Annotated in this window: 15 protein-coding genes; 11 read left to right on the forward strand and 4 right to left on the reverse strand. The window is 76.5% G+C overall.

Annotated elements, in window-relative coordinates:
• Positions 1-213 precede the first annotated feature (213 nt).
• The 3 genes from P3H78_RS02735 to P3H78_RS02745 form a co-directional block, all read right to left on the reverse strand.
• Positions 214-483, reverse strand: a complete 270-nt coding sequence (locus tag P3H78_RS02735; protein WP_276107082.1) for a hypothetical protein — start codon at positions 481-483, stop codon at positions 214-216.
• A gap of 77 nt (positions 484-560) precedes the next feature.
• Positions 561-3,050 (reverse strand): 4-alpha-glucanotransferase, encoded by a 2,490-nt coding sequence (gene malQ, locus P3H78_RS02740; protein ID WP_276107083.1) that lies wholly within the window; start codon positions 3,048-3,050, stop codon positions 561-563.
• Between the two features lie 9 nt (positions 3,051-3,059).
• Positions 3,060-3,353: a hypothetical protein gene (locus P3H78_RS02745; RefSeq protein ID WP_276107084.1), complete on the reverse strand. Its 294-nt coding sequence runs from the start codon at positions 3,351-3,353 to the stop codon at positions 3,060-3,062.
• A 228-nt stretch (positions 3,354-3,581) separates the two neighbouring features.
• On the opposite strand from P3H78_RS02745, the gene P3H78_RS02750 reads away from it, so the two are divergent.
• Positions 3,582-6,611, forward strand: a complete 3,030-nt coding sequence (locus P3H78_RS02750) for a glycoside hydrolase family 84 protein (RefSeq protein WP_276107085.1) — start codon at positions 3,582-3,584, stop codon at positions 6,609-6,611.
• A gap of 116 nt (positions 6,612-6,727) precedes the next feature.
• On the opposite strand, the gene P3H78_RS02755 is transcribed toward P3H78_RS02750, so the two are convergent.
• On the reverse strand, positions 6,728-7,264 hold the full coding sequence (locus P3H78_RS02755) for an HNH endonuclease (protein ID WP_276107086.1): 537 nt from the start codon (positions 7,262-7,264) through the stop codon (positions 6,728-6,730).
• Between the two features lie 334 nt (positions 7,265-7,598).
• Here P3H78_RS02755 and P3H78_RS02760 point away from each other — a divergent pair, with 334 nt between their 5' ends.
• The 10 genes from P3H78_RS02760 (at position 7,599) to P3H78_RS02805 (ending at position 22,735) form a co-directional block, all read left to right on the forward strand.
• Positions 7,599-8,696 carry a mechanosensitive ion channel family protein gene (locus P3H78_RS02760; RefSeq protein ID WP_276107087.1) on the forward strand — a complete coding sequence of 366 codons (1,098 nt, stop codon included), beginning with the start codon at positions 7,599-7,601 and terminating at the stop codon, positions 8,694-8,696.
• Positions 8,697-8,917: 221 nt separating this feature from the next.
• Positions 8,918-10,216: an ROK family transcriptional regulator gene (locus P3H78_RS02765; protein WP_276107088.1), complete on the forward strand. Its 1,299-nt coding sequence runs from the start codon at positions 8,918-8,920 to the stop codon at positions 10,214-10,216.
• A gap of 15 nt (positions 10,217-10,231) precedes the next feature.
• A complete protein-coding gene (locus tag P3H78_RS02770) occupies positions 10,232-11,497 on the forward strand; it encodes a 6-phospho-beta-glucosidase (RefSeq protein ID WP_276107089.1) in 1,266 nt (421 codons plus the stop codon).
• Positions 11,488-12,459: an N-acetylglucosamine kinase gene (locus P3H78_RS02775; protein WP_276107090.1), complete on the forward strand. Its 972-nt coding sequence runs from the start codon at positions 11,488-11,490 to the stop codon at positions 12,457-12,459. The genes P3H78_RS02770 and P3H78_RS02775 overlap by 10 nt, the downstream gene beginning before the upstream one ends.
• Before the next feature lie 964 nt (positions 12,460-13,423).
• Positions 13,424-14,827 carry a GlnX family signal transduction membrane protein gene (locus P3H78_RS02780; protein ID WP_276107335.1) on the forward strand — a complete coding sequence of 468 codons (1,404 nt, stop codon included), beginning with the start codon at positions 13,424-13,426 and terminating at the stop codon, positions 14,825-14,827.
• A 14-nt stretch (positions 14,828-14,841) separates the two neighbouring features.
• Complete coding sequence (locus P3H78_RS02785; RefSeq protein WP_276107091.1) at positions 14,842-15,861, forward strand: glutamate ABC transporter substrate-binding protein; 1,020 nt, start codon at positions 14,842-14,844, stop codon at positions 15,859-15,861.
• 55 nt (positions 15,862-15,916) lie between these two features.
• Positions 15,917-17,239 carry a hypothetical protein gene (locus P3H78_RS02790; protein WP_276107092.1) on the forward strand — a complete coding sequence of 441 codons (1,323 nt, stop codon included), beginning with the start codon at positions 15,917-15,919 and terminating at the stop codon, positions 17,237-17,239.
• Positions 17,236-19,890 (forward strand): tetratricopeptide repeat protein, encoded by a 2,655-nt coding sequence (locus P3H78_RS02795; RefSeq protein ID WP_276107093.1) that lies wholly within the window; start codon positions 17,236-17,238, stop codon positions 19,888-19,890. Before P3H78_RS02790 ends, P3H78_RS02795 begins: the two co-directional genes overlap by 4 nt.
• Positions 19,891-19,893: 3 nt before the next feature.
• Entirely contained in the window at positions 19,894-21,249 is a 1,356-nt protein-coding gene (locus P3H78_RS02800) for a PP2C family protein-serine/threonine phosphatase (RefSeq protein WP_276107094.1), read from the forward strand.
• A 139-nt stretch (positions 21,250-21,388) separates the two neighbouring features.
• A complete protein-coding gene (locus P3H78_RS02805) occupies positions 21,389-22,735 on the forward strand; it encodes a vWA domain-containing protein (RefSeq protein WP_276107095.1) in 1,347 nt (448 codons plus the stop codon).
• Positions 22,736-22,804 lie beyond the last annotated feature (69 nt).

Here is a 22,804-nt window from a genome sequence, read left to right on the forward strand (position 1 = left end):
GCGGGCGGTGCGGGGAGGCAGGAGCCGGTGCGGACGGCCCGGGGGCCGTCACAGCGGCGCGGGGGGGCGAACGGCGAGGGCGCCGGCCTCGCCCCCGTACGGCGGTGCGCGTACGGGGGCGGGGCCGGCGCCCTCGGTGTCAGAGCGCGGCGGGCGTACCGCCGCGGCCGTCCGGTGCGGTCGGAGCCGCGGCGGACGGGCCGGTGGGGCCGGTCAGGCCTTGGCCTTGGCCTCGACGCTGCGGCCGGCGCCCTTCTGCGTCTTGCGGGACTTGTCCAGCACCATGACCAGGCCGGCGATCACCACGAAGAGCACGATCGGGGCGACGACGAAGAGCCCCAGCGTCTGGACGACGCTCAGGCCCGGACCGGGGTCGTCGCCGTCGTCGCGGGTCAGCGCGAGGGCGGGGGACGACATGAGCAGCATCATCAGCGTCGTACCGGCGGCCAGGGCGCCGGCGCGCAGGGCGTTCTTCTTGTCCACGGTGCAAAAGTAGCGAACGCCGGAACCGGCCGCGCGTCCGGGGTGCCGTATCGCCCGGGGCAGCCGGTCTCCCCCGTTCACGGGGCGCCGCCCGGGCCGGCGGGGAAGCTGCCCGGGCCGGACGGGACGGCGTCGGGAGCGGCCGGGACGGCGTCGGGAGCGGCCGGAACCTCAACCGGGGTGGCCGCGGCCGGAACGGCGGGGGCGGCCCGCAGCCCGGTGCGCAGCACCTCCGTCAGCGCGTGCAGCCGCGGGGAGGCGGCGAGCTGCTCCAGGGTGACCGGGCGGCCCTCCGCGTCGGCGACGGGCAGCCGCCAGTTCGGGTACTGGTCCCACGTGCCGGGGAGGTTCTGCGGACGGCGGTCGCCCACGGTGTCGGGCAGCCAGAGGCCGACCATCCGGGCGGGGGTGCGCAGCAGGAAGCGGTGCAGCGCCTGGATCTCGGCCTCCTCCGCCGACGGCGCCCGGGCCGGGCCTCCGCCCGCGTGCAGGGCCGAGGCGCCCGCGTGCAGGGCCGAGGGGCCCGCGTTCAGGGCCGAGGCGCCCGCGGCCGGGCCCGGGGCCGCACCCGCGTCCCCCAGCAGTCCCAGCTCCCGCAGCAGCCCCAGCCACTCCCGCACGTCCGCCGCCGCCTCCGCCTGTTCGTCCGCGAGGGGGCGGGTGAGCAGGCCGAGGCGGTCGCGCAGGGCGACGTGGTCGCCGGTGAGCCGGGCCGCGGTGGAGGGCAGGTCGTGGGTGGTGGCGGTGGCCAGGCAGTCGGCGCGCCACCGCTCCGGCGGAAGGGGGCGGCCGTCGCCCTCCCAGTCCCGCTCGAACCACAGCACCGAGGTGCCGAGCACCCCGCGCCGGTCGAGGGTCTCGCGCACGCCCGGTTCGACGGTGCCCAGGTCCTCGCCGATCACGACCGCTCCGGCCCGGGACGCCTCCAGGACCAGGACCGCCAGCATGGCCTCGGCGTCGTAGCGGACGTAGGTGCCCCGGGTCGGCGGCTCGCCCTGCGGGACCCACCAGAGGCGGAACAGGCCCATGACGTGGTCGATACGCAGGGCGCCCGCGTAGCGGAACAGGGCGCGCAGCAGGCGGCGGAAGGGCGCGTAGCCGGAAGCGGCGAGGCGGTCGGGGCGCCACGGCGGCAAGCCCCAGTCCTGGCCGCGGGCGTTGAAGGCGTCCGGTGGGGCGCCGACCGACATGCCGGCCGCGAAGTGGTCCTGCTGTGCCCAGGCGTCGGCGCCGCCGGGGTGCACGCCCACGGCCAGGTCGTGCACCACGCCGACGGGCATGCCCGCCTCGCGCGCGGTGCGCTGCACGGCGGTGAGCTGGGTGTCGGTGAGCCAGGCGAGGCGGCGGTGGAGTTCGACGCGGTCCCGCAGGTCGGCGCGGGCGCGGGCGGTCTGCGGGGAGCGCGGGTCCCGCAGCGCGGCGGGCCAGGCGTGCCAGTCGGAGCCGTGGACCTCGGCGAGGGCGCACCACGTGGCGTGGTCCTCCAGCGCCCGGCCCTCCTCCGCGAGGAAGGCGGCGTAGGCGGCGCTGCGGCCGGGGCCGAGCGGGACCCGGGCGACCAGGTCGAGCGCCTCGCGCTTGAGCGCCCAGACCGCGTCGCGGTCGATCAGCGCGCCCTCGCCGAGCACCCCGGTGCGCAGCCGTGCGGCGCGTTCCCGCAGGGCGTGCAGCCGCTCGCGGTCCTCGACGTGGGGGTACTCCGGGACGTCCTCGACGCGCAGATGCACGGGGTCGGGGAAGCGGCGGGAGGAGGGCCGGTACGGGGAGGGGTCGGTGGGGGTTCCGAGGACGGCCGCGTGCAGGGGGTTGACCTGCACGAATCCGGCGCCGAGCGTCCGGCCGGCCCATGCGGTCAGCTCGCCGAGGTCGCCGAGGTCGCCCATGCCCCAGGAGCGCTGCGAGAGCAGGGAGTACAGCTGGACGAGGAGGCCGTACGACCGCCCCGGCGGGGTGGGCAGCCGGGGCGGTGCGACGACGAGGTGGGCCTGTCCGGTGCGGCCGTCGGGAGCGGTGGCGGTCAGCCGGTGGACGCCGGGCGGGAGGCCCGGGGGGAGGCCGTCGGCGGAGGAGAGGACGTACCCCTGCTCGGTCTCGACGGCCAGCCGGGTGCCGGCCGGCAGCGCGGCCACGGCGGGGGGCGTCCCCGTCTCCCGGGGACCGCCGTCCGCCCGGCCGGACCCCGCGGTCACGGTTGCGGTCGAGGACCCCGCGGCCACCGTGCGGGCCGGGGGTGCCGCGGTCGGGGCCCCGGGCGCCGCGGTCACGGGCGCGGGCGGCGCCGTCGCGGCCCCGGGCAGGGCGCTCCGGGCGGGCGCGGCGGTCCAGAGGACCACCGTCGGGGGCAGCAGGCGGCCGGTGAGGGCGCGTTCACCGGCGGTGAGGGCGGCGCGGGCGGCCTCGGGTGTGCTCGCGTCGACGTCGAGGGCGGCCAGGGCGGCGACGACCGCGGCGGCGGAGACCGCGACCGTCCGGCCCGGCGAGGGACTGTAGGAGGTGGCCACGCCGTGCAGCTCGGCGAGGCGGGTCAGGTCCTCGGGTGAGGGTAAGGCCGGCCGTGGCGCCGTCATCTGCGTCGTCTACCTCTTCGCGGGGGAGGGATGCGCGCCGGAGGGGTCCGCGTCGGCCGGGAGGGGCTCGGCTCCGAGCGGGTCCGAGAAGTCGGGGGCGGACTCGCTGGTCAGGGGCGAGGCCTCGGCGAGCGGCGGCTCGCTGGTCAGGGGTTCGGCGTCGGGCAGCGGCGGCTCGCTGGTCAGCGGGGCCTCGGCGCCCGTGCCCTGCGTGCTGAAGGCGGACAGGTCGAGATCTGCGGCGGACGGATCCGCGGCGGGTTTGGACAGGGCCGGGAGCAGAAGTTGTGCCGGTGCGGCCACGGGGGCCTCCTTGTCGAGTGCGGCGATCGGTGGATTACCGCAGCCCTACCCCGTGCGCGCGAAGGCAGACGCAGAAAGGCCGAGAACGTGCCTCTGGTCACATTCCGCTCGCTTCAGGGTGGGGCAAAATCGGCACTCCGGCCACTCTCGTTGACACCTGTTCGCCCGGATGGTGGGCTCGTTGTTCTTCGCACCGCCCCGGGGGGGCCGACGACGAGGAGGGGGTCCGTGCAGCTTCGGCGCGGAAAGGGAGCGGCGGCCCTGGCGTTCGCCGTTTTCGCAGGAACCCTGGGCGCCGGTCCGGCGGCCGTCGCGGCTCCCGCGTACCCGGGCACCGGGCCCGCACACCCGGACACGCCCACTTCTTCGGATTCCGCCCCCGTGTCCTCCGCCGGGGTCGCCGTCTGGCCGCGCCCGCAGTCGCTGCGGACGACCGGCGGCCCGGTCCGGGTGCCCGGCCGGGTGGCCCTGGTCGCGGACCCGGGGACGGACCCGTACGCCCTGGAGGCGCTGCGCGACCTGCTGCGCCGGGCCGGGGCCCGGACGGTCACGGACCTCGTGGCGACGGACCCCGTGCCCGCGGACGCCCTGGTGGTGCGGGCGGGCGCCGAACTCCCGCACGGCGACCCGCACCACGCACTGCCCGCGGGCGGCTATCTGCTCACCGTCGGCCGGGGATCGGGCCACGGTGCGGTCGCGCTCACCGGGGCGGGCCGGGACGGCCTGTTCCACGCGGTGCAGACGCTGCGCCAGCTGGTCCGCCCGGACGGGTCGCTGCCCGGCGTGACCGTCCGCGACTGGCCCGGCACCGCCGTGCGCGGCACCACCGAGGGCTTCTACGGCACCCCCTGGACGCAGGCCCAGCGGCTCGGGCAGCTGGACTTCATGGGCCGCACCAAGCAGAACCGCTACCTCTACGCCCCGGGCGACGACCTCTACCGGCAGGAGCGCTGGCGCGAGCCGTACCCGGCGGGGCAGCGGGCGGCGTTCCGGGAGCTGGCCGAGCGGGCGCGGCGCAACCACGTCACCCTCGCCTGGGCGGTCGCCCCGGGCCAGTCGCTGTGCTTCGCCTCGGACGCGGACACACGGGCGCTGACCCGGAAGCTGGACGCGATGTGGGCGCTCGGCTTCCGCGCCTTCCAGCTGCAGTTCCAGAACGTCAGCTACAGCGAGTGGCACTGCACGGCGGACCCGGCCCGGTTCGGGTCGGGTCCCGAGGCGGCGGCCCGGGCGCAGGCGCAGGTGGCGAACACGGTGGCCCGGTACCTGGCGGAGCGCCACCCCGAGGCCGCGCAGCTGTCCCTGATGCCGACCGAGTACTACGAGGACGGCGCGACGCCCTACCGCACCACCCTGGCCGGCGCCCTGGACGAGAGCGTGCAGGTGGCCTGGACCGGCGTGGGCGTGGTGCCGCGGACCATCACCGGGGGCGAGCTGGCCGAGGCCCGGGACGCGTTCGGGCACCCGCTGGTGACCATGGACAACTACCCGGTGAACGACTACGCCGAGGACCGCATCTTCCTCGGCCCCTACACGGGCCGTGAGCCGGCCGTGGCGAGCGGGTCGGCGGGACTCCTCGCCAACGCGATGGAGCAGGCTGAGGCCTCCCGCATCCCGCTGTTCACGGCGGCGGACTACGCCTGGAACCCGCGGGACTACCGCCCGGAGGAGTCCTGGCGGGCGGCGGTCGCCGATCTGGCGGCGGGCGACGGACGGCGCGCCGAGGCGCTGTCGGCGCTGGCCGGCAACGACGCGTCGTCGGTGCTCGGCGGCACCGAGTCGGCGTATCTGCGCCCGCTGATCGCGGACCTGTGGCGGGCCCGCGAGGGCACCGGCGCCGCCGCGGACCGGACGGCCGAGCGGCGGCTGCGGTCCGCCTTCGAGGTCCTGCGGGAGCTGCCGTCGCGGCTGGCCGGCGACCGCGGCCTGGCGGCGGAGGTCGCGCCCTGGTCGGCGCAGGCGGCGCGCTACGGCGAGGCGGGCACGACCGCCCTGGACATGCTCCGCGCCCAGCGCTCCGGCGACGCCGCGGCGGCGTGGACGGCGTACCGGGCGCTGGAGCGGCTGCGCACCGGACTGCGGCGCGGCGGGGTCACGGTCGGGGAGGGCGTCCTGGACCCCTTCCTCGACCGCGCGCGGACGGCCTACGAGACCTGGGCGGGCCTGGCGCAGGAACCGGCCGCGGGCGCCGCGCAGGGGAGCCTCGTGCGCTTCCCGCACGCCCGGCCCCTGGCCGCCGTGTCGGTGCTGGCGGACCCGGGGACCCGCGGGGACGTCGAGGTGCACGTCCCCGGGCAGGGCTGGTGCCGGCTGGGGCCGCTGGCGGACCGCGGCGCGACGGAGCTGACGGTCGGGCAGCCGCCGTCGCCCGACCCGGTGACGCACCCCCCGGCGCTCGTGCCCCGCACGCCGCCGCCCGCGGACCCCGTGACCCACCCGCCGGCCCTGGTGCCGTCCCCCGCCGCGGTCGCCGGCACGCAGGCCGACGCGGTCCGGGTGACCGGCGCGGACTCCGGGCGGGTACGCCATCTGGTGCCCTGGTTCGCCGACTCCCCCGCCGTCCGCATGGACCTGCCGGGCGCGGTCGCGGACGCGGAGATCGGCGGCACCGAGAGACTGTCCGTGCGGCTGACCGCGCAGCGCCCGGCCGACGTGCGCGGCCGGCTCACCGTGCGGGCCCCGCAGGGCGTCCACGTGCGGGTGCCCGCCGTGGCGCCGACGGTGCCGCGCGGCACCGCGGTGACCGTCCCGGTCGAGGTGACCGTGCCGGCGCACACGCCGTCGCGGCCGTACGAGGTCCGGCTCTCCTTCGGCGGGACGACCCGCACGCTCACGCTGCGCGCCTTCCCCCGCACCGCGGGCCCGGACGCCGCCCGTACGGGCACGGCGAGCTCCTCGGGCGACGAGACGGCCGACTTCCCGGCGTCCGCGGCGAACGACGGCGACACCACCGGCACCCGCTGGTCGTCCCCCGCCGACGACGGCGCCTGGTGGCAGGTGGAGCTGGCCCGCCCCGTCCGGCTCGGCCAGGTCGTCCTGCACTGGCAGGACGCCTATGCGGCCGCGTACCGGGTCCAGGTCTCCCCCGACGGCCGCCGCTGGCGCACGGCCGCCTCCGTCCGCGACGGCCACGGCGGCCGCGAGTCCCTGCGCATGGACGAGAAGGACGTCCGCTACGTCCGCATCCAGGGCGAGAGGCGGGCCACGCCGTACGGCTACTCCCTGTGGTCGGTGGAGGCGTACGCGGTCGCGGACTGAGCGCGTGCCGCGGCCCGCTCCTCCTGGGCCGGCCGCGCGCCGGGCACGCCCGCGGTCCGGCGCTCCCGGGCACCTGAGGCGCCCCTGCGGGCCGGGCCGGACGAAGGCCCGGACCCTCAGGCGGAGATGCCGTCGATCCGGGCCAGCGCGTCGTCCGCGCCGTACGGCTGCAAGTAGGGCAGCCAGCGCGGATCGCGATGGCCGGTGCCGATGATGCGCCAGGCCAGGCCGGCGGGCGGGGCGGGCTTGTGCCGCAGGCGCCAGCCCAGCTCGACGAGGTGGCGGTCGGCCTTGACGTGGTTGCAGCGGCGGCAGGAGGCCACCACGTTGTCCCAGACGTGCTTGCCCCCGCGGGAGCGGGGGACGACGTGGTCGACGCTGGTGGCGACGCCACCGCAGTACATGCACCGGCCCCCGTCGCGGGCGAAGAGCGCCCGCCGGGTCAGAGGTACGGGGCCGCGGTAGGGCACCCGGACGAAACGCTTGAGCCGGACCACGCTGGGTGCGGGGACGGTGACGGTGGTGCTGTGCAGGAAGGCGCCGGATTCCTCGAGGGAGACGGCCTTGTTCTCCAGGACGAGGACGAGCGCGCGGCGGAGCGGTACGACGCCGAGGGGCTCGTACGACGCGTTGAGGACCAGGACATGCGGCACGGATGCCTCCTTGTACGCCGGCGGCGCGTGGCTCGCGCCGGGACGATCTGCAGCCAGTCTCCCCTCATGCCTGGTGGAAGCGCCACCATGTCCCGGTAACGGGCTGGGAGTGTTTTCGACCACACCTGATGCATCCCCCGCGGGGCGCCCCCTTCACACGGCCTGTTCAGCGGGGTGGGGCGCGCCTCGTGGCGGATCTCCCCGGAACTTCACGCGGATCCACACACCACGCCCCGTTACTGTGGGGGGTCTGCCCCGTCCGGTGACCTTTTCGTGACCCAGACGATATTGACCGCAGCACCGGCGGGCGGAACGCACCCTGGAGGTACCTGCCGTGTCCTTGTCCGCCGTCCTGCTGGCCGCCGGTCCGTCGCCGTCGCCGTCCCCGTCCGGGACGCCGACCCAGACGGTCCCCACGCTCCAGGACGCCCAGGAGAGCGCGACGAACGCCGCGAGCTGGGTCGAGCAGAACTGGTCCACATGGCTGGCGATCGGCCTGAAGGTCCTGCTGATCCTGGTGATCGCCGGGGTCCTGAGAGTCGCGGTGCGCCGGGCGATCACCAAGCTCATCGACCGGATGAACCGCACGTCCCCGGGCACGAACGGCACGGCGCTGGGCGGTCTGCTGGTGAACGCCGAGCGGCGCCGCCAGCGCTCCTCGGCGATCGGCTCGGTGCTGCGCTCGGTGGCGAGCTTCGTGATCCTCGGCACCGCGGCGCTGATGGTGATGTCCGCCTTCCAGATCAACCTGGCCCCGCTGCTGGCGTCCGCCGGTGTCGCCGGTGTGGCCGTCGGTTTCGGCGCGCGCAACCTGGTCACCGACTTCCTGTCCGGCGTCTTCATGATCCTGGAGGACCAGTACGGCGTCGGCGACGTGGTCGACGCGGGCATCGCCTCCGGCGAGGTGATAGAGGTCGGGCTCCGCGTGACCAAGCTGCGCGGCGACAACGGCGAGATCTGGTACGTGCGCAACGGCGAGGTCAAGCGGATCGGCAACCTGTCGCAGGGCTGGGCGACGGCGGGCGTGGACGTGACCGTCCGGGCCGCGGAGGACCTGGACCGGCTGAAGGAGACGCTGGACGAGGTCGCCGCGACGATGAGCAAGGAGGAGCCCTGGAACGAGCTCCTGTGGAGCCCGATCGAGGTCCTCGGCCTGGACAGCGTCCTGCTCGACTCGATGGTGGTCCGCGTCTCCGCCCGGACCATGCCGGGCAAGGCCCTCGCGGTCGAGCGGGAGCTGCGCTGGCGGATCAAGCGCGCCTTCGACGCGGCGGACATCCGCATCGTCGGCGGCGCCACCGCCCCTGTGGAGGAGGACGAGCCCGACCCGACGGCGGCGGTGGCCGCACCCTCGGTGTACTCCAACGCCGCCTCCCCGCAGGCCGAGGCGGCCACGCCGCTCACGGCGCAGCGCCCGGGGCCCGCGAAGTAGCCGCCGGCCCCGCAACCGGCCCGCGCCCCCGCAGGTGACGACCCCGTCGCCCGCGGGGGCGCCGCCTGTTGACGACCCCTCAGCCACGGGCCTACCGTCCTCCCAGCCGAACAGGAAACCTTCCTGACAGTGGGCGGAGGCACGGGAGTCCGCCGCCCCGCGGCGGACTTCGGGCCGGTCCCGCCGGACGGCGGACGGCGAGGGGCAGGTGTCACCGCACGATGGCCGGACCGGCCGGCACGCCCGGCACCCCGCGCGTTCTGCGCGCCATGAACGACCGCGCCGCCCTCGACCTGCTCCTGGAGCACGGCCCGCTGTCCCGCACCCGGATCGGCCGCCTCACCGGCCTGTCCAAGCCGACCGCCTCGCAGTTGCTGGCCCGGCTGGAGGCGGCCGGACTGGTCCGGGCCACCGGCACCAGCGCGGGGCGTCCGGGACCCGGCGCCCGGCTCTACGCCATCGACCCGGCCGCCGCCCACGCCGCCGCACTGGACGTGGCCCCCGGCCGCATCCACGCCGCCGTCGCCGACGTCACCGGCCGCACCGTCGGCACGTACACCCTGTCCACGCCGGGCCGGTCCCGGTCCGCCGGCCGCCCACCCCGGCCGGACGCGGCCGCCCCCTCGTCCTCGTCCGCCGTCCGGCAGGTCTCCGAGGCCCTGGACGGCGCGCTGCAGGAGGCGGGACTGGCCCGCGGCGACGTCCGCCGGCTCGTCGTCGGCACGCCCGGCGCCTTCGCCCCGGGCACCGGGCGGCTGCGCTACGCCTCGCACCTGCCCGGCTGGCACTCCCCCGCCCTGCTCGACGAACTCGCCGCCGCGCTGCCGATGCCGGTCGACCACGAGAACGACGTGAACCTCGCCGCCGTCGCGGAGCAGCGCCTCGGTGCCGCCCGCGGCCACGAGGACGTCGTCCTGCTGTGGAACCAGGAGGGGCTGGGCGCCTCCCTCGTGCTCGGCGGCCGGCTGCACCGCGGCTGGACCGGCGGCGCCGGCGAGGTCGGCTTCCTGCCCGTGCCCGGCGCCCCCCTGGTCCGCGGGGTGGGCCGGGCCGGCAGCGGCGGCTTCCAGGAACTGGCCGGTTCCCGGGCGCTGCTGGCGCTGGCCCGCGAGCTGGGCGTCCCGGACGTCCCCGCCCGGCCCCGGCCGGGGGCCGCCGCGGCCCTCGTGGCCCGCGCCGCGGACCGCACGGACGGGCCGCACCGCGAGCTGCTGCGAACGTACGCGACCCGGCTGGCCACCGGCCTGGCCGCCCTGGTCTGCGTCGTCGACCCCGAACTCGTCGTCCTCGCCGGGGAGTCGCTCACCGCGGGCGGCGAGGTGCTGCGCGCCCTCGTGCAGTCCGAGCTGGAGGAGCTGGCCGCACCGCGGCCCCGCCTCCTGATGGGCGAGGTGACCGAACACCCGGTGCTGCTCGGCGCGTTGGAGAGCGCGCTCGTGGCGGTCCGGGACGAGGTCTTCGACACCTCCCGCCGACCCGCCCCCGCGGCCGCACCGACGGGGTCCCGCTCACCGCAGTGAAGGGTGGAACCGCACATGAAACTCACCGTGGTCGGCGGAGGGTCGACCTACACCCCCGAACTCGTGGACGGCCTGGCACGCCTGCGGGACGCCCTCCCCGTCGAGGAGCTGGTCCTCGTCGACCCGGCCGCCGACCGCCTGGAACCGGTCGGCGGACTGGCCCGCCGGATCCTCGCCCGGCAGGGGCACCCCTGCCGGATCGTCACCACCTCCGACCTGGACGCCGGTGCCGACGGGGCCGACGCCGTGCTGCTCCAGCTCCGCGTCGGGGGCCAGGCTGCCCGCGAGCAGGACGAGACCTGGCCGCTGGAGTGCGGCTGCGTCGGCCAGGAGACGACCGGCGCGGGCGGCCTCGCCAAGGCGCTGCGCACGGTCCCCGTGGTCCTGGACATCGCCGAGCGGGTGCGCCGCGCCAGCCCGGACGCCTGGATCGTCGACTTCACCAACCCGGTCGGCATCGTCACCCGGGCCCTGCTTCGAGCGGGGCACCGGGCGGTCGGCCTGTGCAACGTGGCGATCGGCCTGCAGCGCAAGTTCGCGGCGCTGCTGGACGCCGAGCCCGGGGACGTCCACCTGGACCACGTGGGGCTGAACCACCTCACCTGGGAGACGGGAGTGCGGCTCGGCGGCCCCGGGGGCACGGACGTGCTGCCCGCGCTGCTCGCCGGGCACGGCGACGCCGTCGCCCGGGACCTGCGGCTGCCCCGGTCCCTGCTGGACCGCCTGGGCGTGGTGCCGTCGTACTACCTGCGCTACTACTACGCGCACGACGAGGTCGTGCGCGACCTGCGCGGCGGACCGTCCCGGGCGGCGGAGGTCGCCGCGATGGAGCGCGAACTGCTCACGATGTACGCCGACCCGGCCCTGGACGAGAAGCCGGCGCTGCTCGCCCGGCGCGGCGGCGCCTTCTACTCGGAGGCGGCGGTGGACCTGGTGGCGGCCCTGCTGGGCGGTACCGGGAGTCCGTACCAGGTGGTGAACACCCTCAACTCCGGCACTCTGCCCTTCCTTCCGGACGACGCGGTGGTCGAGGTGCAGGCCGCGGTGGGCCCGGAAGGCGCGGCCCCGCTGCCCGTGCCCGCCGTGGACCCGCTGTACGCGGGCCTGATGGCGAACGTCACCGCGTACGAGGACCTGGCCCTGGGGGCGGCGCTGCACGGTGGCCGGGAGCGGGTGTTCCGGGCTCTGCTCGCCCACCCCCTGGTCGGCCGGTACGCGACCGCGGAGGCCCTCACCGACCGGCTGATCGCCCACAACCGGGAGCACCTGGCGTGGGCGTGACCGCGGCCGTCCTCGCCCTCGACGCCGGCAACAGCAAGACCGACGCCGCCGTCGTGGCGGCCGACGGCCGGGTGCTGGGCACGGCCCGCGGAGGCGGCTTCCGGCCGCCCGCCGTCGGGGTGCGGGCCGCGGTGGACGCGCTGGCGGAGACGGTCGGCCGGGCGTGCGCGGCGGCCGGCGTCACCTCGGTCGACCATGTGTCGGCCTGCCTCGCCAACGCCGATCTGCCCGTCGAGGAGGAGCAGTTGGCGGACGCGGTCCGGGCCCGCGGGTGGGGGGCGTCGGCCGAGGTCCGCAACGACACCTTCGCGGTGCTGCGCGCCGGAGTCGCCGAACCCCGGGGCGTGGCCGTGGTCTGCGGCGCCGGCATCAACTGCGTCGGCATGCGCCCCGACGGCCGCACCGCCCGCTTCCCGGCCCTCGGCCGCCTGTCCGGGGACTGGGGCGGCGGCTGGGCACTGGCGGACGAGGCGCTGTGGCACGCGGCCCGCGCCGAGGACGGTCGGGGCGCCCCGACCGACCTGGCGCGCACGCTGCCCGCCCACTTCGGCCTGGACTCCGTGTACGCCCTCGTCGAGGCGCTGCACCTCGGGCGCCTGGCGCCGGGGCGGCGGCACGAGTCGGCCCCCGTGCTGTTCGCGACGGCGGCGTCCGGCGACGCCGTCGCGCGCGCGATCGTGGACCGGCTCGCGGAGGAGGTCGTGACGATGGCGTCGGTGGCCCTGGCCCGGCTGGAGATGCTGGACGAGGAGGCGCCGGTCCTGCTCGGCGGCAGCGTCCTGGCCGCGCGGCACCCGCAGGTGGACGACCGGATCCGCGTCCTGCTGGCGGAGCGCGCACCGAAGGCGGTCCCGCGCGTGGTCACGGCCGATCCGGTACTGGGCGCGGCGCTGCTGGGGCTGGACCGCCTGGGGGCGCCGGCCTCGGCCGGGGACCGGGTACGGGGGCACTTCGCCCGGTGAACGCGCCGGTTCGGCGAGGGCGGCGGGCGGGGCGGGCCCGCGCAGGGGCGGAGGACGGGGCAGGCCCGCGCAGGGCGGCGGGCATGCCGGGCCGCGCAGGGGCGGAGGACGGGGCCGGCCCGCGCAGGGGCGGAGGACGGGGCAGGCCCGCGCAGGGCGGCGGGCATGCCGGGCCGCGCAGGGGCGGAGGACGGGGCCGGCCCGCGCAGGGGCGGAGGACGGGGCCGGGCCGCGCAGGGGCGGCGGGCGGGGCGGCCTGCCCGGGCGCCGGCGAGCGGGTGGGCGCGCCGCCGCGCGGGCGCGTGAGTGCGCGGGCACGTAGGTGCGCGGGCACGTAGGTGCGTGAGCGCGTAGGTGCGCGGGCGGGAGAGCGCGCCACCCGGTGGACGCGCCCGGTCCGCGAGCGCGTCGGCCCGCGGGTACGTCGGCCCGCGGGTGCGCGCCGGTGCGCGCCCCGGCCGACATCCGCCCGGCGAACAGTCGTCGGGCGAACAGTGGTCGGGCGAACGGTGGTCGGGCGAACGGTGGTCGGGCGAACGGTGGTCGGGCGAACGGTGGTCGGATGAGGACGCGTCGGACGGACACGCCCCGCGCGGCTGCCGTGGCGGCCCCTCGGGCCGCCGCCCGGCGCAGGCTCCCGCGCGCCCGCCGAAGGGCGCGCGGGCGGCGGAGTCTCCTCCTCCCGCGCCCTGCGCCCGCTCCGGCGCGCTCCGGCCCGGTCAACCGCCCTGCCCTGGAACCGAACTGATTCCCCCCGCGTGTACATGGGCAGGGGGTGGTGCGTGACGTCGCGCCGAGCACCGTCCGCGGGGGACGCGCTGCGATCCGATCAAGATCCGGGGAAGCCCGGTGCGGATGTCGGCCCCGGCAGCGATACTTGGGCGACGGATGACCACGGGGGAGGTCAGCAGTGACACACCCGCACAGGGGCAGCACGGCACCACCGGGCCCCGGCGTGCCCACGATGCCGTCCGTGCCGCCCCAGCCCGGACCGCCCCCGGCGCCCACCGCCCCGGCGGCCCCGGCGCCCGGAGGGCCCCCGCGCCGCACCGCGTTCGCCGAGGGCGTCGACCGGTTGCGCGCGGCCGCCACCACCGAACCGGGCCGGCTGCGCGTCATCGGCGCCGTGCTCGCCCTCCTCGTCGTCGCGTTCGGCGCGGTGACCGCCTGGCAGGCGACCGAGCGGGCCGGCGCGGCCGACGACGTGCTGCACAGCAGCCAGCCGCTCAGTTCGGACGCCGCCGACATCTACCGCTCGCTCGCCGACGCCAACACCATGGCAGCCAGCGGCTATCTGGCGGGTCTCCAGGAGACTTCCGCGACCCGCGCGCGCTACGAGGACGACGTGCGCACCGCCGCGGCCAAGCTGGTCACCGCCGCGGCCAACTCCGACCCGGGCTCCCCCGCCGCGGCCACCATCGCCCGGCTGAACGAACTGCTGCCGCGCTACAAGGGCCTGGTGGAGTCCGCGCGCGCCAACAACCGGCAGGGCTTCCCCGTCGGCGGCGCCTACCTGCGCGCCGCCAACGACACCATGCAGAACCAGATGCTCCCGGCGGCCGAGGACCTCTACCAGAAGGAGAACCAGCGCCTCGACGCGGACTACGGGGACGCCACCCCGTACCCGTGGGCCGCGATCGCGCTGGGCCTGCTCGCGCTGGCCGCCCTGGCCTGGGCCCAGCGGCGCACCTACCGGCGGACGAACCGGGTGCTGAACCACGGCCTGGTCGGCGCCTCCGCCGCCACCGCGGTGGTGCTGCTGTGGCTGGTCGTCGGCCACAGCGTCGCCCGCGCCGGCCTGCACGGCTCGTACGCGCACGGCGTCCGCTCGCTGAACGTGCTGCACGACGCCCGCATCGCCTCCCTCAAGGCCCGCAGCGACGAGAACCTGACCCTGGTCAGCCGGGGCGCCGAGACGAAGACGCTGAAGGACGGCACGGTCATGGACGCCTACGACTGGGCGTACGACCAGGAGATCGGCACCCTCGGCCGGGCCCTCACGCAGGCCGGCGCCCTCGCCGACGACCCGTCGGGCGCCCGCCCGGTGCAGGTCGCCGGCCGGTCGATGAAGGTGTGGAGGTCCCGGCACGAACTGGCCCGCAGGGCCAACGACTCCGGCGACTACCAGAAGGCCCGCGAGCAGGTCATCGGCATCACCGCCGAGGGCCGGTCGACCGCCTCGTGCTTCGACAGCGTCGACACCTCGCTGGCCTCGGCGCTCGCCCACGAGACCGCCGAGTTCCAGCAGTCCGCCGGTGACGGCCGGAGCGCCCTGACGGGCCTGCCCGTGGGGTCCGCGGTGCTCGCGGTCCTCGCCGCGGCGGGCGCCGTGCTGGGCATCGGGCGCAGGCTGTCGGAGTACCGGTGAGAGGGGGCGTGACGATGCGGGCACGACGTCTGCGGGCCGGCCTGCGGGGCTGGGGCGGGGTCGGGGCGATGGCGGCCGTGTGCGCTCTCGCGCTGGCCTGGATCCTGCTGCTGCCGCTGGCCCGCCCGCACGGCGCCGGCGGCGCCCCCGCGGGGGACGGCGGGCAGACCGCCCGCGCCACCCAGGCGCGCGCCGGCTCGTGCACCGACGCCGACGCGCAGAACCGCAGCCTGCCCCCGTCCGCGGCCGAGGGTGCCACCGTGCGGGCCATCAAGGAGCGCGGCTACCTGTCGGTGGGCGTGGACCAGAACAGCTACCGCTGGGGCTACCTCAACCCGAACAACGCCTCCGGCGCGCTGGAGGGCTTCGACATCGACCTCGCGCACCGCATCGCCCGGGACCTCCTGGGCGACGCGGACAAGGTGCAGTTCCGGGCGATCCCCACCAACGAGCGGGTGCCGGCGATCCGCAGCGGCCGCGTCGACATGGTGGTGCGCACCATGACGATCACCTGCGACCGGCTGGAGCAGGTCGCCTTCTCCGCGCCCTACTTCCTCACCGGCCAACAGGTCCTGGCCCCGAGGACGTCGGCGGTCACCGGGTACGACGGCTCGCTCGCGGGCCGGCGGATCTGCTCGGCCGAGGGGTCGACGGCCTACGACCACCTGTCCGCCGACAAGAAGTCGGGCAGGCTGCCCGCCTCCACGGACATCTCCACCACCGTCCCCAACCAGCTGGACTGCCTGGTACGGCTCCAACTCGGCGAGTGCGACGCGGTGGTGACGGACGGTGCGCTCGCCGCGAGCCAGGCCGCGCAGGACCCGACGGTCGCCCTGAAGGGCGACACCTTCACCCGTGAGTACTACGGCGTGGCGATGAAGCTCGGTGCGGACGATCTGGTACGCCGGGTCAACCGCGTCCTGGAGGACTACCGCAAGGACGGGGGCTGGAAGGCGTCGTACGACAAGTGGCTGTCCCCGACGCTGGGTAAGGACTCGGAGTCGGCGACCCCACCGGCGGCGAGCTACCGGTGAACCTCCCCGCACCGACGTACGACGCACGGACCGCACGAGCAGCGAGAGGTGATCGATGGGCGCCACGGACCCCGCCGGGCCGGTGATGGACCGGGACGAGGTGGACCGTGCGCTGGCGCGGCTCGGCGCCGAGCACGAGGCGATCGAGACGTCCCTCCTCGCGCTGCAGGACCACGCGGGCCGCAGGCTCCTGGAGGGTGCCGAGCTGACCGGCCTCACCAAGGAGCGCTGGGCGTCCGCCGAGGCGTCGATCACGGTACTGTGGACGTACTTCGAGGCCTACGCGGGCGCGCTGCGCCGTGCGCGCGAGATCCGCTCCCGGCGCCGCTGGTCCAGCCGCGAGGACCTGGTGGAGCTGACCGAGCTGCTGCGCGGCGAGGCGGTCACGGTCGCCGGTGCGGCGACGGCGGGCGCGCCGGGACCGCAGGGCGGCGCGGGCAGGCTCAGCGAGCGGTTCACCCTGACCGCGCTCGTGGACCGGATGAACGAGCTGTACGCGGCGGGCCTGGACCCCGTGGTCGCGGCGGACGCCGTGTGGTCCGCGCTGCCCGCGCGGATCGATTTACTCGCCGCGGAACTCCGGCGCACCCGCCGGCTCGCGCACTCCGTCGGCGTCCGCCCCGGGGAGCACCCGGCGGGCGACGACCTGGAACGCATCACGCGCACCCTGACCGGGCTGCGCGAGGAGGTGGTGTCCGATCCGCTGGCCTACTGGGTGGCGGCGCAGGGCAGTTCGGCGCCCGGCGGGGGTCGGCCGGACACGGCGGTCTACGACCGCGAGGCGCGGGCCCTGGAGGAGGTGCGGCGCGAGATCGACGCGGTGCTCTCCGTCCGGCAGGACGCCGAGCAGCGGCTGATCCGGCTGCGGGACGTGCTGTCCCGGGCGGACCGCACGCTCGCCGAGGCACGCACCGCGCGCGGTGAGGTGCTGGCGAAGATCGCGGCGACGGAGGTGCCGGTCGTCAGCGGCCCGCCGACCGTGCTGCAGGAGCAGCTCGCGACGGCCGCGGAGTTCCGCCGGCAGGCCCAGTGGCACCGCCTGTCCCCGCTGCTGGAGTCCCTGGAGGAGAAGGCGGAGGACGAACTGCTGCGGGCCCGCGAGTCGTTGACGGCGGTCACCGCGCCGCTGGCGGTCCGCGCCGAGCTGCGCGGCCGCCTCGACGCCTACCGGGCGAAGGTCGCCCGGCACGGGCTGGCGGAGGATCCGCTGCTGATCGAGCGGTACGACGCGGCACGGCGCATGCTGTGGAGCGCGCCGTGCGACCTGCGCGTCGCCGAGCAGGCGGTGCTGCGCTACCAGCGGACGGCGGCCGACGTGCTCGACGCGCCGCGGGTGCCGGAGCAGGGCGGTCCCGAGGACCGGAGGGGGGAGTCATGAGCCAGGCGGGACAGTCGTGCCAGCGGCCGGGGTGCGGCGGGGCCTACGAGGACATGGGCGGCGGTGAGCTGTACTGCGACACCTGCGGTCTGGCGCCGGTCGTGGCGGCCTCGGGCTCCGGGGCGCAGCCGGGCGGCGACGGGCCCGGGGCGGGCCCGGTGGGGTCGCCGCCGACCGGCGCCACGGGCGGCGGCCGGGACGGGCGGGGCTCCGCCGGCAGCGGCGGAACGCCGCCCAGCGGGCGCAGCGGGCGCACGTCGTCGCAGTCGTCGCGGTCGCGCCGCTCGGTCTCGGGCCGCATCTCCCGCTCGCTGTCGGGCGGCACCGGCGGCCGGTCGGTGTCGGTGCGCGGCTCGGACTCCGGCAGCGGCAGCACGGGCCGCAGCCGGCTGGGGGCCGGCCTGGTGCAGGTCCCGCAGGTGCCACGGCCCGATCCGCGCTCGGTGGTCCTGGAGAACCCGGAGGTGCCGGAGCGGAAGCGGTTCTGCTCGCGGCCCGACTGCGGGGCGCCGGTGGGGCGCGCCCGCGGGGACCGGCCGGGGCGCACGGAGGGTTTCTGCACCAAGTGCGGCCACCCGTACTCGTTCGTGCCGAAGCTGCGGGCCGGTGACATCGTGCACGGCCAGTACGAGGTCGCGGGCTGCCTGGCGCACGGCGGCCTGGGCTGGGTCTACCTCGCCGTGGACCGGGCGGTGTCCGACCGGTGGGTGGTGCTCAAGGGCCTGCTCGACACCGGCGACCAGGACGCGATGGCGGCGGCGATCTCCGAGCGGCGCTTCCTCGCCGAGATCGAGCACGCCAACATCGTGCGGATCTACAACTTCGTGGAGCACCTGGACCAGCGCACCGGCTCCCTCGACGGCTACATCGTGATGGAGTACGTCGGCGGCAAGTCGCTGAAGGAGATCGCCAACTCCCGCCGCACCGCGGAGGGCAGCCGGGACCCTCTGCCGGTGGAGCAGGCGTGCGCGTACGGCATCGAGGCGCTGGAGGCGCTCGGGCACCTGCACAGCCGCAACCTGCTGTACTGCGACTTCAAGGTCGACAACGCCATCCAGACCGAGGACCAGCTCAAGCTGATCGACATGGGCGCGGTGCGCCGGATGGACGACGACGAGTCGGCGATCTACGGCACGATCGGCTACCAGGCGCCGGAGGTCGCCGACACCGGCCCGTCGGTGGCGAGCGACCTGTACACCGTCGGCCGCACCCTGGCCGTCCTCACGTTCGACTTCCAGGGCTACACGAGCGTCTACGCCGACTCGCTGCCCGACCCGGACCACATCGACGTCTTCCGGCGGTACGAGTCCTTCTACCGCCTGCTGGTGCGGGCGACGGACCCGGACCCGGCCCGCCGCTTCGCCTCCGCTCAGGAGATGGCCGAGCAGCTGACGGGGGTGCTGCGGGAGGTGGTCTCGCTGCAGAGCGGCCGTCCGCGGCCCGCGCTGTCGACCCTGTTCGGACCGGAACTGAAGGTCACCGACGCGGAGTTGTTCCCGAAGCTCGACGGGGACGTGTCGCGGCTCGGCGGCCGCGTGCTGCCCGCGGGCGGGCGGCGCCGCTTCGCCCGGCTGCCGCTGGGTCCGGCGCCGGCCTCCCCCGGGACGCCGGCCGCCTCTCCGGGAGCCGCACCGGGCACGAGCGCCGCGGCCGGGACCGCCGGGCTCCCCCGGTGGTCCGAGGCGCCCGGCGGTGCCGCGCAGCCCGTGGACCTGGTGAAGCCCGTGCCCGCCCCGGCCGTGGCGCTCGCCCTGCCGGTGCCGCGGGTCGCGCCCTCGGACCCCAACGCGGGCTTCCTCGCGGGCCTGCTGGCCTCGGCGCCCGGCGAGCTGATCCACGCCCTGGCGGCCGCACCGTCGCCGTCGCCCGAGACGCGGCTGCGCACGGTCCGCGCACGGCTGGAGACCGGCGACTCGGGGACCGCGCTGGAGGAGCTGGGCGCGCTGGAGGAGCAGGACCCGGACGACTGGCGGGTGGTCTGGTACCGGGGCGTGGCCTCCCTGGTCACCGGCGACCACGGGGAGGCGGCGCTCGCCTTCGACGCGCTGTACGACGCCTTCCCCGGCGAGGTCGCGCCGAAGCTGGCGCTCGGCCTGTGCGCGGAGGTGCTGGGCCAGCTCGACAACGCGGCCGAGTACTACCGCCTGGTGTGGTCGACCGACCCGAGCCATGTCAGCGCCGCGTTCGGCCTGGCCCGCGTGCAGCTGGCCGCGGGCGACCGGCAGGGTGCCGTACGGACGCTGGAGTCGGTGCCGGAGTCGTCCATCCACTACACGGCCGCGCGGGTGGCCGCGGTGCGGGCCCGGCTGCGGCACCGCACGGCGGGCGCCGGCGACACGCCGTTCGCGGAGGACCTGACGGCGGCCGCCCGGCAGGTCGAGGCGCTGGAGGCGTACGGTCTGGACCCCGCGCGGCGGGAGCAGTTGTCCGCGGAAGTGCTCGGGTGTGCCCTGGACTGGATACTCTCCGGTGGTCAGGCCGCCGTCCCGGCCGCCCGGCGGGTGCTGCTCGGCAGCGAACTGGACGAGCGGGGGCTCCGCTTCGGCCTGGAGCGTTCGTACCGCACGCTGGCCCGGCTGGCGCCCGGCGGCGAGGAGAGGATCGACCTGGTGGAACGAGCCAACCGTTACCGCCCCCGGACGTGGGTGTAGTTGATGTCCCAGATGCACCAGTTGTCCACCTGCCCGAGCTGCACCGAGCCGCTCGAGTCGGGTGACCGTTTCTGCGGCGCCTGCGGATACGACCTGTCCGCGGCCGCCGCGCCGGCGGGAGACCCGCAGGCGCTCACCACGGGCGAGCCCGGGGTCCCGCGCCCCGCCTCTCCGGAGGACCGGGCCGCGTGGCCCGACGCGCCCCCGGCGGGCGGCGCCGGCGGTCCGGAGCCGGCCCATTCGCCCACCGACCTGCCGGGCACCGACTCCGGCGGCTCCCCGCTGTCCGCGGTCCCGCCGCCCTCCGGCGGCTCCCCGGAGCCCACCGGCCAGGGCGTGCGCTTCGACCGGCCTGCGGAGCCCGAGGAGTACCCGCTGCAGGCACCGGACCCCCGCGCGACCGCCCCCGACGACCCCGACGACCCGGTCACCGCCGGTGAGGGCGCCGCGGTGTGCGTCGCCTGCCGGGCGGGCCGCGTCGACGGCGACGGCTACTGCGAGAACTGCGGGCACGCCCAGCCCCGCGAACGCGACCACATGGAGCAGGAGTCGGGCCCGATCGCGGCGGTCAGCGACCGGGGGCTGCGCCACCACCGCAACGAGGACGCCTTCACGGTCGCCCGCACCGCGCTGCCGGACGGCTCCCCCGCCTGCATGGCGATCGTCTGCGACGGCGTCTCCTCGGCGACCCGGCCCGACGACGCCTCACTGGCCGCCGCGCAGACGGCCGGCGCGTCCCTGCTGGCGTCGCTCCCCCGCGGCACCCACCCGCAGCAGGCCCTGCACGAGGCGATCGTCGCCGCCTCGCACGCGGTCGACGCGCTCGCCGAGGAGCCGGCGACGGCCCGCGAGCACGCACCGCACCAGAACGCCCCGGCCTGCACCCTCGTCGGCGCCGTCGTCACCTCCGGCCTGCTGGTCGTCGGCTGGGTCGGCGACAGCCGGGCGTACTGGGTCCCGGAGGACCGCAGTTCACCCCCCGCCCGGCTCACCGAGGACGACTCCTGGGCCGCGCAGATGGTCGCCGCGGGCCTGATGAGCGAGGCGGAGGCGTACGCCGACGAGCGCGCCCACGCGATCACCGGCTGGCTCGGCGCGGACGCCTACGAACTGGAGCCGCACACCGCATCGTTCAAGCCCGACCGGCCCGGCGTGGTGGTGGTCTGCACGGACGGACTGTGGAACTACGCCGAGACGGCCGAGGAGATGGCCGAGGTCGTGCCGGCGGACGTGGCCGTCCACCCGCTGCACAGCGCCCGGGTCCTGGTCGGGCACGCCCTCGACGGCGGGGGCCACGACAACGTAACAGTGGCCGTCCTGCCGTTCCCGGCCCCCTCGCAGGGGGCAGGATCGGCCTGAGGGACACGCCGGGCGCGACGACGGGACGGTCCGGCGCGCCCTCGGCACGGGGAAGTTCCGCGGGACCGGAGGGGACCGGTCCGCTCAGTCGCCGGCTGTCCCCCGCTCGCGGGGGTTCTCGAGGGGGATCCGATCAGGCATGGCCAATCTGTCGAAATCGAACGTGCCGCAGTTCTCGGTGGACGTGTACCAGAACGCGTACCTGCCCGAGGGCGGCCGTGAGGTCAACGCGATCGTCACGGTGACCGCGACCGGCGGCGGCACGGTGGGCAGCGCGGTCACCGCGCCCCGCACGTACGCGCCGGGCCGGGGACCGTCCGCGGCCGTGGCGATCATGGTCGACTGCTCCGGCTCGATGGACTATCCGCCGACCAAGATGCGCAACGCGCGCGACGCCACGGCCGCCGCCGTCGACACCCTGCGCGACGGCGTGCACTTCGCGGTGATCGGCGGCACCCACGTCGCCACCGAGGTCTACCCGGGCGGCGGCCGCCTCGCGGTCGCCGACGCCACCACTCGCGCCCAGGCCAAGCAGGCGCTGCGCAAGCTCGGCGCGGGCGGCGGCACCGCGATCGGCACCTGGCTGCGGCTGGCCGACCGGCTGCTGGCCTCCGCCGACGCGGACATCCGGCACGGCATCCTGCTCACCGACGGCCGCAACGAGCACGAGTCGGCCGCGGACCTCCGGGCCACGCTGGACGCCTGCGCCGGCCGCTTCACCTGCGACGCCCGCGGCGTGGGCACCGACTGGGAAGTGAAAGAAGTCACAGGGGTCGCCTCCGCGCTCCTCGGCACCGCGGACATCGTCGCCGACCCGGCCGCGCTGGCCGCCGACTTCACGCAGATGATGGAGACGGCGATGGGCAAGGAGGTGGCGGACGTCGCCCTGCGGGTGTGGACGCCGGTCGGCACCGCCATCCGGTTCGTCAAGCAGGTCGCCCCCACCGTCGAGGACCTCACCGGCCGCCGCACCGAGGCCGGACCCCGCGCGGGCGACTACCCCACCGGCTCCTGGGGCGACGAGTCCCGCGACTACCACCTCTGCGTGGAGGTTCCCGCCGCGGGTGTCGGCCAGGAGATGCTGGCCGCCCGGGTCTCCCTGGTCGTCCCGCAGCCGGACGGGACGGCGCGGAGCCTCGGCACCCCGGGCCTGGTGCGGGCGGTGTGGACCGACGACATGACGGCCTCGACCTCGATCAGCCCGCAGGTCGCGCACTACACCGGCCAGGCCGAGCTGGCCCACGCGATCCAGCAGGGCCTCGACCTCCGCAAAGCAGGTGATTTCGACGGGGCGACGGCCAAGCTGGGCCGCGCGGTCCAGCTCGCCAGTGCCTCCGGGAACGCGGATACTGCGAAATTGCTTGCGAAGGTGGTGGACGTGGTCGACGCCGCGACGGGTACTGTGCGACTGAAGGCGAAGGTCGCCGAGGCGGACGAGATGACTCTCGAAACACGGTCCACCAAGACCGTCCGCGTGAAGAAGTGACCTGGCCCGACACCGACACGCAACGAACCCGGCCCCTCGGGGTGGGAGAAATCCGGCCACCGCGGCCGG

Origin of the sequence: Streptomyces tropicalis (assembly GCF_029269835.1) — a bacterium.
Taxonomy (GTDB): Bacteria; Actinomycetota; Actinomycetes; order Streptomycetales; family Streptomycetaceae; genus Streptomyces; species Streptomyces tropicalis.